This window comes from Actinoplanes sp. NPDC051633 (genome assembly GCF_040681735.1).
In the GTDB taxonomy this organism is placed as follows: domain Bacteria; phylum Actinomycetota; class Actinomycetes; order Mycobacteriales; family Micromonosporaceae; genus Actinoplanes.
The window spans coordinates 1-3,189 of sequence record NZ_JBFAZH010000915.1; the positions used below are offsets into that span (position 1 = coordinate 1).

Below are 3,189 nucleotides of genomic sequence, written 5' to 3' on the forward strand. Positions count from 1 at the left end.
CCTTGTTGTAGAAGATCATCACCGGGTTGGACTTCCACGGCATCTGATAGAACTTGCCGTCCGGCGACTTGTACTGGTTCGCGATGTCGCCGGTGCGCTCGCCGATGTACTGCGCGGCGCCGTCGAAGGAGTCGAGGGCGACCAGGCCGCCCTGCTTCTGGAACTGTGGCACCGCGGCCGGCGCCGTGTTGAAGATCAGGCACGGCGCGTTGCCGGCGGTGATCGCGGCGCCGATCACCTCCTCGGAGGTGTTGCCGGCCGGGATCTCCTGGGCGGTGATCTTCTGGTCGGCGTGCTGGCCGTTCCAGGCCTCGACCATGGCGTTGCCCCAGGCCAGCTCCTCCTTGTTGTTGGAGAGCCAGATGGTGATCGGGCCGGTGGCGGCGTTGGCCTTGTCGGCGTCGCCGCCGCCACCGCTGCCGTCACAGCCGGCGGCGAGGACGAGGGTCAGGGAGAGGAGGACTGCCGGGAGCGTGCGTTTCATGGTGTCTCCATGGGGGGTGCGGTGGATGCACGTACGACGAGCTGGGCGGGCGGCGCGGGAACGTCGTCGACCGGCTCGCCGGCGATGAGTGCGAGCAGGGCCTCCGCGGAGGTCCGGCCCCAGTGGTACGGATCGGTGCGGACGGTGGTGAGCGGCGGGCTGACGTAGCCGGCCAGCTCGGTGTTGTCGAACCCGATGACCGACAGCTGCGCGGGGACGGCGATGCCGAGCTCCTGCGCGACCGCCAGCCCGGCGATGGCCATCAGGTCGTTGGCGTAGACGATGGCCGTCGGCCGTGCTTTCAGGAGCTCCCGCGTGGCCTGGGCGCCACCGGCCGCCGAGAAGTCGGCCGCCACGACGTCGGTCGTGGGCAGGCCGGCCTCGGTGAGCGCCTGCTCCCAGGCCTGCCGGCGGAGGGCGCCGTGCAGGAAGTGCGCGGGCCCGGCGACGTGCGCGATGCGGCGGTGGCCCAGCTCGATGAGGTGGCGTACGGCGGCGGTGATGCCCGGCCGGTCGTCGACCAGCAGCGCCGGACAGTCGCTGGGCACGTCCGGCCGGGCGATGGTGACGGCCGGAAGCCCCAGCTCGCGGAGCAGCGCTATCCGGGTGTCGGCCACCCGCAGGTCGAGCAGGAAGACCCCGTCGACCCGCCCGTCGGCGGCCAGCCGCCGGTAGCCGGCCTCCTCCTCCGCCTCGGGCACGACCTGCAGCACCAGGGCCTGCCCACGGTCGGAGAGCGTCCGCTCGACCCCGGCGATGAAGGCGGGGAAGAACGGGTCGGCGCCGAGCAGCTCGGGCGGCCGCGCGAGGACGAGGCCGACGGCGAACGCTCGGGAGACGGAGAGAGCCCGGGCGCGATGACTCGGGGTCCAGCCGAGGGCGCTGGCCGCGTCCAGGATGCGCCGCCGGGTCTCCTCGGCGACGCCGGCCCGCCCGTTGAGGGCGAATGACACGGTGCCCTTCGAGACGCCGGCAGCGCGCGCGACATCGCGGATCGTCGGCCGCTCTGCCCTGGTCATACGCACCCCATCGTGCTTCCAAACCGGTTTGAAGCCGAATGTAAACCGGCCCGGTGCATCGCACAAACGGAGAGACAGACCGATACGTGTGACCGCTTCCATACCAGCGGTGACGTACCTATGTTGCTAAATATTGACAGCCATTAAAGGGGGAACACACCGTGGTGTCTCGCTCGACAAGAAGACGTCTCGGCGGCGCGGCCGCCGTGGCGGTGCTGCTGGCGACCTTCGCCGTCGCCCAGCCCGCCCAGGCGTCGTCCGGCCATTCCGGCATCAAGAACCTTTCCAAGCAGGTCACCCTCGCCGGGGTGCTGCGCCATCTGGTGGCATTCCAGGCGATCTCCGACCTCAACGGCGACAACCGGGCCTCGGGAACACCCGGGTTCGACCGCAGCGCCGACTACGTGGCGACATTGATGCGGCTCGCCGGATACCGCGTCACCCGCCAGCCGTTCGACTTCAACTTCTGCGAGGACACCGCGTCCTCCTTCGCGCAGACGGCGCCGACCCCGACCACCTACATCGACCAGACCGACTACGACGTCATGACCTGCTCCGGCAGCGGCACGGCGACCGGCGCGGTCGTACCCGTCGATCTGCAACTGACCACCCCGAACACCAGCACCTCGGGCTGCGAGGCGAGCGACTTCACCAGCGCCGTGACCGGCAACATCGTGCTGCTGCAACGCGGCAACTGCCCGTTCGGCCAGAAGGCCTCCAACGCCCAGGCCGCCGGCGCGATCGGCGCGATCATCATGAACCAGGGCGACACCACCGGCGAGGACCGGCAGGGTCTCATCCTCGGCACGCTGGGCACACCGGTCACCATCCCGGTCGTAGGCATCTCGTATCCGCAGGGTGTCGAGTTCGCCGGCACGCCGGGTCTGACCGTGACGATCACGGCCGACACCATCGCCGAGATCCGCCGGACGTCGAACGTCATCGCCGAGTCGCGCTACGGCGACCCGGACGAGGTCGTCATGGTCGGCGCCCACCTGGACTCCGAGCCCGACACCGCGGGCATCAACGACAACGGCTCCGGCAGCGCCGGCATCCTCGAGGTCGCGTTGCAGGCGCGCAACTACAAGACCAAGAACAAGCTGCGGTTCGCGTGGTGGGGCGCCGAGGAGGCCAACCTCGTGGGCTCGACGTTCTACGTGAACAGTCTCAGCGAGCCGGACCAGGCCAAGATCGCGCTCTACCTCAACTTCGACATGATCGGCTCGCCCAACTACACCTTCGGCGTGTACGACGGCGACGACTCGGCCGCCACCGGCGCGGGTCCCGGCCCGGCCGGGTCCGCGCAGATCGAGGCGGTGTTCCAGCGGTTCTTCGCCGGTCGCGGCGAGGCGACCTCGGCCGCCGACTTCACCGGCCGCTCCGACTACGGGCCGTTCATCGCGAGCGGCATCCCGGCCGGTGGCCTCTTCACCGGCGCCGAAGTGATCAAGACCGAGGCCGACGTCGCGCTCTGGGGCGGAGTCGCGGGCCAGCAGTTCGACCCGTGTTACCACGACCCCTGCGACAGCCTGACGCCTGAGCGGGACGGCGCCGACGCGGCCGTGTACGCCCAGCTCCGCCGGGAGTACCGCCTGTTCGGCAACGTCAACACGTTCGCGATCGACACCAACGCCGACGCCATCGCGACGGCGGTCGCCACCTTCGCGCAGGACACATCGACGATCC

At 70.0% G+C, this 3,189-nt stretch carries 3 protein-coding genes; 1 reads left to right on the plus strand and 2 read right to left on the minus strand.

Going from position 1 to position 3,189, the window contains the following annotated elements:
- Window positions 1-484, minus strand: a 484-nt coding sequence (locus AB0M20_RS34430) for an extracellular solute-binding protein (RefSeq protein WP_364304531.1), incomplete at its 3' end; no start/stop codon positions are given.
- Window positions 481-1,503 carry a LacI family DNA-binding transcriptional regulator gene (locus tag AB0M20_RS34435; RefSeq protein ID WP_364304532.1) on the minus strand — a complete coding sequence of 341 codons (1,023 nt, stop codon included), beginning with the start codon at window positions 1,501-1,503 and terminating at the stop codon, window positions 481-483. The genes AB0M20_RS34435 and AB0M20_RS34430, both read right to left, overlap by 4 nt.
- Window positions 1,504-1,664: 161 nt before the next feature.
- Here AB0M20_RS34435 and AB0M20_RS34440 point away from each other — a divergent pair.
- On the plus strand, window positions 1,665-3,189 hold a 1,525-nt coding region (locus AB0M20_RS34440; RefSeq protein ID WP_364304533.1), incomplete at its 3' end, for a M28 family peptidase.